The organism is Candidatus Cloacimonadota bacterium (assembly GCA_012522635.1).
In the GTDB taxonomy this organism is placed as follows: domain Bacteria; phylum Cloacimonadota; class Cloacimonadia; order Cloacimonadales; family Cloacimonadaceae; genus Syntrophosphaera.
In genome coordinates, this window is sequence record JAAYKA010000090.1 from 1 (window position 1) to 6,077 (window position 6,077).

6 protein-coding genes are annotated in these 6,077 nt (G+C 50.3%); all 6 read left to right on the top strand.

Annotated elements, in window-relative coordinates:
• Window positions 1–184: 184 nt before the first annotated feature.
• A complete protein-coding gene (locus tag GX135_04820; GenBank protein ID NLN85411.1) occupies window positions 185–1,459 on the top strand; it encodes a hypothetical protein in 1,275 nt (424 codons plus the stop codon).
• A 9-nt stretch (window positions 1,460–1,468) separates the two neighbouring features.
• A complete protein-coding gene (locus GX135_04825; GenBank protein NLN85412.1) occupies window positions 1,469–1,840 on the top strand; it encodes a RidA family protein in 372 nt (123 codons plus the stop codon).
• Window positions 1,837–2,379, top strand: coding sequence for a cob(I)yrinic acid a,c-diamide adenosyltransferase (locus GX135_04830; protein ID NLN85413.1), 543 nt, complete (start codon window positions 1,837–1,839; stop codon window positions 2,377–2,379). The genes GX135_04825 and GX135_04830 overlap by 4 nt, the downstream gene beginning before the upstream one ends.
• Before the next feature lie 22 nt (window positions 2,380–2,401).
• Window positions 2,402–3,148: a 2,3-diphosphoglycerate-dependent phosphoglycerate mutase gene (gpmA, locus tag GX135_04835; GenBank protein NLN85414.1), complete on the top strand. Its 747-nt coding sequence runs from the start codon at window positions 2,402–2,404 to the stop codon at window positions 3,146–3,148.
• A gap of 69 nt (window positions 3,149–3,217) precedes the next feature.
• Window positions 3,218–3,388, top strand: a complete 171-nt coding sequence (locus tag GX135_04840; protein ID NLN85415.1) for a 4Fe-4S binding protein — start codon at window positions 3,218–3,220, stop codon at window positions 3,386–3,388.
• 209 nt (window positions 3,389–3,597) lie between these two features.
• Window positions 3,598–6,077, top strand: a 2,480-nt coding sequence (locus GX135_04845) for a right-handed parallel beta-helix repeat-containing protein (protein ID NLN85416.1), incomplete at its 3' end; no start/stop codon positions are given.

The window sequence follows — 6,077 nt, forward strand, 5'->3', positions numbered from 1 at the left end:
GCTGTCTCAGCTTGCGCTGCACCTGGAAACCGCAAAGCTAAAAAACCCTATCGCAATCAGAAATAAACACTTGCAAGCCTGAAGCCAGCTCTTCGCTGGCTCGTTCTCCAGTTTTTTCCATCCTTTTCTATTGACAAAAATGGAGTGGATTTCAAAATGGAAAGACCAAGAAAAAGGAGACCAAATGCCTAAAAGCAAACCCGTTTTTCCAGAATTTCTACCTGAGGAAGTGTGGAAGTGGAAATTGATAGAAGAGCGCTTTGACCACATTTTGAAGCTGCACGACTATCATGAAATCCGGCTTCCCATTCTTTTGGATCGTGAATTTGTGGAACGCGGGATCAAGGCATTGATGCAAGGCAGGCAGGGTAAAATGTTGGCGGCGCGCACCGTGAATGTGTGTGACGAAAAAAGCGAAACAAGCAGCTTCAGCCTGCGTCCTGAAGGCACCATCAGCATCCTCGGTCTGGCAGCCCGGGAAGGCGAAGGCGGACGCGTTCATCGCTATTACTATCACGGACCTTTTTTTCGCATGGGGGAAGGACCTCAGGAATCCATCCAACTGGGTGTGGAACTTTTGGGCAGCAACAGTCCCATCAGTGAAAACGAGGTCATCAGCCTGGGCATCCGGCTTCTTAAAGAATTGGGCTTCAGGGACATAAGCCTGCGCTTGAACAGCTTTGGCTGCGAGGATTGCCGCCGCAAATATCTGGCGACAGTGCGTGCCGAACTCAAAAAACACAGCGATTCCTATTGCGAAGCCTGCCATGCCGAATTGGCTGCCAATCCATTTTCTCAAACCCAATGTGACGACCCCCGCTGCCCCAAGGATGTGCCTGAGGGACTTACAATTCTGGATTATCTTTGCCCCGCTTGCCTCGCCGCGCTGGAAAACGTGAAAAAAGTGCAGGCAAACCTCGGTCACGCCTACAAGCTTGACCCCCGTCTTACAAAAAATTATGCCTATTACAATGGCACAGTGTTCGACTTTGTGGTCGGCGAAGGTGAAAGCCAGCAAACCGTTGGCGGAGGTGGCCGCTATGACCGTCTTTCCGATAAACTGGTGAAACGCAGCATTCCCGGCGTGGGATTTTTCCTTGATTTGGATTTGATTTTCAACATCATGGACACGCGCCGGCTTTTTTTCGCCTGGGACAACGCTTTTTCCGTTTACGTCTGCGCGCTTTCCCCCGGATTGGAAATGATGTTACTACAGATTGCGCAGGAGCTGCATGAGGCTGATATTGTTACAGTTGTGAGCCCGGAAATCCGCGACAGCGAAAGCGAACAACTGCATGCCAAAGATCACGATTGTGACCTGATGCTGGCCATCAGCGAAGACAGCGTGCGGATGGGAAAACTGGAACTTTTCAATCTCATCCGAGCCAACCAATCATCCATTCCCCTGAATCGAGTGACAGATTCGGTTCAGATTTCCCGTAAACTACTCAGAAAATAAGGAGCAAACATGCAATCCATCAACACCCACAGAGCCCCAGCCGCCATCGGACCCTATTCCCAAGCCGTGATGATGAACAACGCCCTTTTTATTTCGGGACAACTGGGCATCGATCCCAACACCGGGCTGATGCCCGAAAGTTTCGAAGCCCAAGCCCAGCTTGTGTTTGCAAACCTGAAAGCCATCCTGGAAGCCGCCGGCATGGGTTTTGGACACATCGTGAAAGTGACGGTTTTCCTGAAAGATATGGACAATTTTTCCCTGTTGAACGAACTTTATTCCCGCACCTTCAGCTCGCCCTACCCCGCTCGCGAAGCCATCGAAGTTGCGCGCCTGCCAAAAGACGGATTGATAGAGATTTCCGTCATCGCGATGAAATGAGTATCAGCACTAAAACTGGCGATCAGGGACAGACCTCTCTTTTCAGCGGGGAAAGAGTGTGGAAAAACGAGCTTCGCGTGCGCGCGTATGGAGCCTTGGACGAGCTGGATGCCTGGCTGGGAGACGCCTTGCACCTCGTGGAAGATTCCGCTCTGAAGGAGCTTTTGCAGCAAGCCCAACAAAAGCTTTACCTCGCCATGGCGGAACTGGCAAACACGAACATAAATCAAGCGCAAACCATTACCACCAGCGATGTTGACGCCATCACTTCCCAGATTAAAACCTTGGAGAAAGAGGCGCCGCTGAAAGGGCTCGTTTTACCTGGTTCAATGCCTCAATCCGCGCGCCTGGATATTTGCAGAACTGTCGCGCGCCGGGCAGAGCGTGAAATTGTTGCCCTCTCGCGTGAAACCGAGGTTTCACCTCAAATTTTACAATATGTAAACAGGCTTTCAGACCTGCTTTTCATCTTGGCAAGGGTTCTCGAAACCCGCGCCGGGGTCATCCGCTACGCGGATTCACCCAATACCACCAAATAGATTATAACACAAGGAGATATACATGTATAAAATAGTATTGTTGCGCCATGGCGAAAGCACTTGGAACAAGGAAAACCTTTTCACCGGCTGGACCGACGTCGATCTTTCTGAACAAGGCAAAATCGAGGCCAAAAGCGCCGGCGTCCGTCTCAAGGAAGCGGGTTTCGTGTTCGATGAATGCTGGACTTCGGTGCTGAAACGTGCCATCCGCACACTTTGGATGGCTCTGGACGAAATGGATATGATGTATTTGCCCATAAATCACGACTGGCGCCTCAACGAACGCCACTACGGTGCTTTGCAGGGTCTGAACAAAGCCGAAACAGCCGCCAAATTTGGTGAGGCAAAGGTTATGCTCTGGCGCCGCAGCTTCGATGTTCCGCCTCCTTCTCTGGAACAATCCGATCCCCGCTGGCCTGGTCATGACCCCCGCTACGCCCATCTGGATCCCAAGAAAATTCCCCTGGCAGAATCGCTGAAAGACACCGTGAGACGCGCTCTTCCCTTCTGGGACGAAGTGGTGGTGCCGCGTTTGGTGGCAGGACGCAGAATGATTGTTTCCGCGCATGGCAACAGCCTCCGCGCCATTGTGAAAACCCTTGATGGCATCAGCGACGCGGACATTGTGGGCCTGAACATCCCCACCGGCATTCCGCTGGTTTATGAATTCAACACCGATCTCAGCGTGAACAAACGCTATTATCTGGCTGATGATGAAGAACTTGCCAAAGCCCAGACCGCTGTCAAAAATCAGGGAAAAGCCAAATAAGAGATTTTGCTTGACGTTTCTGCCTCTCGCAGGAACTTTGCCTAAAATATAGCCAGATAGGAGCATAAAATGGCAGTTAAAATCGACATAGAAGTCTGCATCGGCTGCGGTGCTTGTGTGGAAACTTGCCCGGTGGGCGCGCTTTCCTTGCAAGACGACAAAGCCGTTTGCGACGCAGACGCCTGCATCGATTGCGGCGCTTGCATCGCCGTTTGTCCCGTCGAGGCAATCTCTGAATAAGCCAGACGGATTCAAGATTACACAGCGGAAGAGGGCATGCCCTTTTCCGCTTTTTTTATGCCTTGGCTCTTTTTTCCAGCCGCGCACTCCCAGGTCTCGCCCTGCCACCACACCCGATAAAAAATCGGGGGACTGAGCGGGAAGACAAAAATGGGAGTGCGGCACGAATAAAGAAGGAAGGCGGTATGGATAAAAAATAGGAGGAAAATATGCGTTACGCGCTGATGTTTTTTAGTATTCTACTCATTTTGACCCCTTTGGCGGGCACCGACGTGAGTGGCAATCAATCCGGAACCTGGCTTTTGGCCAACAGCCCCTACATGATGGTGGGAGACGTCACCATTCCCGCTGACAACAGCCTCAACATCGAAGCCGGAGTGCAGATTTTGGTGCAGGGAAACTATCGTTTGACAGCCCAAGGACCGCTCAACGCCATTGGCAGCCCTGCCGACAGCATCCGCTTTGAAAACGCGCAGACCGATCCCAATGCGCTTTGGAAGGGCATTCGTCTGGAAAATGAAACCGCGCAAAGCGTTTTTGACCATTGCTATATCGAAAACGCGGAATATGGCATCAATTCCATCAATTCACCCGCCGAGATTACGCATAGCCGTTTTAACCGAAATCAAAAAGGCATGCAGCTTTACGGCATCGGCGCCGCCAACCCCGCCGAGGTAAATGTTTCCCACAACCTGATTGAATACAGCATTCAAAACGGCATCCTGGTGGTTCAAAACAGCAACGCGCAGATTTTGGAAAACGAAATTCGTCATAACGGAACCGGATCCCAATATATGGCGGCAATCCAGCTTTCAAACCAATCCAGCGGTGGCTCGAACTGCCCTCTCATCCAGGGCAATCACATCCACCACAATTTCAAGCAAGGCATCACAGCCTGGGACATCGTGGGCGCGAACGCCATCAACCCCAAAATTTTGGAAAATACCATCGAATATAACCTCACCGGCATCTATCTCTTGAACGCCTCTGGCTATGTGGCAGACAATTTCATCCGCCACAATTTCATCTCCGGTGATGCCAATTCCGGAGCCGGAGTGATGGTTGCCGGCGCCACCAGCCAGCCCTATTTTGAACGAAACGATATCCACGGAAACTTCACCGGATTTTATCTTGGCAACAATGCCAAACCCTGTCTGGGAAATCTGAATATATATCACGATTGGGCGCAGGGTGAAAACCGAATCTATGACAATATCGACGAAAGCAACACCCCGCACAGCGTTTTCACCTATTCCTACACCGATCCCAGCATCATAATCTACGCTCAAAACAACTGGTGGGGCACGGAAGATCCGGCGGAAATCGCCCTTGGAATCAATGACCAAAACGATGATCCAGCGCTTCCTTTGGTTCAGTTTGAACCTTTTTTGACCCTGACGGAATCGGCAATTGTGGAAGGCAGTTATGCTTATTACGGAGCTTACAGCCTGCAAAATATCAGATTGCAGCTTGTGAGACTGGACAGCGGCGGAATTTTGTTTGAAGCAGACATTGGTGATGGGTCTGATTTCTCTTTCGAGTTGGATGCCGAAGCTGCCTGTTATGCCGTGATTCTTGCCGATACGCAGGTTCCCGGCATCACAGTTTACGGAACCTCGGGAAGCTTTGAAACACCCACAGTTTTCAATCTCAACCCCGGAGAAACTGTGAGCCTTGGCCTGATCGGCATTGTGGACACTCCTCCGCCGCGTCATGAACTGATCGGAGATCCGCATATGATTGGTTCCAAGCCCTGCTTTCCTTTGGAAAACTATTCTTTTGTGTATGATTGGGACCAGCGGAACTGGCTTTATGAGGAAGGCGATTTCCTTTATCTGAAGCGGCATGAACGCAATCATGAGAATGAAATATGCAGCTTTGACCTGCCCGATGGAACTTCTTGGGATAAAATCCGGAATTTTTTGTATTCCACTTGGCAGCGCACAGAGATTATCGATATAGCTGGAACACAGCGGATTTCCGAATTTCAACTCGATGAATTCCATCAATTCTTTGTCCCGGAAAACTATTTGTTTTTGCTCACACAACGTGATTTGGCGGACAATTCCGTCATTTCCCAGCATCTGAAAGTGGAGGGAAGTGGATGGTACAAGTTTAGTTACGATGGCAATTATGTTTCGAGGGTTGAGAATTATGCATCCCGCTTAAACAGACTGCAACAAGGTGATGATTATCCCTTCTTGGGTCAAGCTCCAAACTTTGATGTGAACAACTTCATGCTTCAAGTTGACCTTAATTTTATTCCCACTCAATTTCACTGGCAGGCCCCGATGAACGATGGAATCAAGGATTGGACAAACTACCGCATTTATAAGGACGGCATGCTTTTTGCAGAACTCCCATTTGGCGAAACCACCATGGAAGTCGACCAATCTGATTGGTCATGGGTCGGAAGCACCTTTCAGATCAGACTTTGGGATGGAAATCAGGAAAGCCCGGGATCGAACACGGTGGTTTTTGAAATCGTGGCAAATAATGACGAAATTGCCCCGCCACCGCTTTTACGCCTGACACCAAACCCGGTTTCGCTTTCCAATGGACAGGGCTTGGATATCAGCCTGGCAGGAAGCAAGGGCAAGCGTGGCAGTCTGGGTATCCATAACCTGCGCGGACAATTGGTGAAAAGCATTCCCATCCAAGGTCAGGAGGATTTTGTCTGGACTTGGGA

Bases quoted from the DNA above. Each gene is read 5' to 3' on its own strand.
- GX135_04825 (NLN85412.1), top strand. From the start codon at position 1,469: ATGCAATCCATCAACACCCACAGAGCCCCAGCCGCCATCGGACCCTAT.
- GX135_04830 (NLN85413.1), top strand. From the start codon at position 1,837: ATGAGTATCAGCACTAAAACTGGCGATCAGGGACAGACCTCTCTTTTC.
- GX135_04840 (NLN85415.1), top strand. From the start codon at position 3,218: ATGGCAGTTAAAATCGACATAGAAGTCTGCATCGGCTGCGGTGCTTGT.
- GX135_04820 (NLN85411.1), top strand. From the start codon at position 185: ATGCCTAAAAGCAAACCCGTTTTTCCAGAATTTCTACCTGAGGAAGTG.
- gpmA (NLN85414.1), top strand. From the start codon at position 2,402: ATGTATAAAATAGTATTGTTGCGCCATGGCGAAAGCACTTGGAACAAG.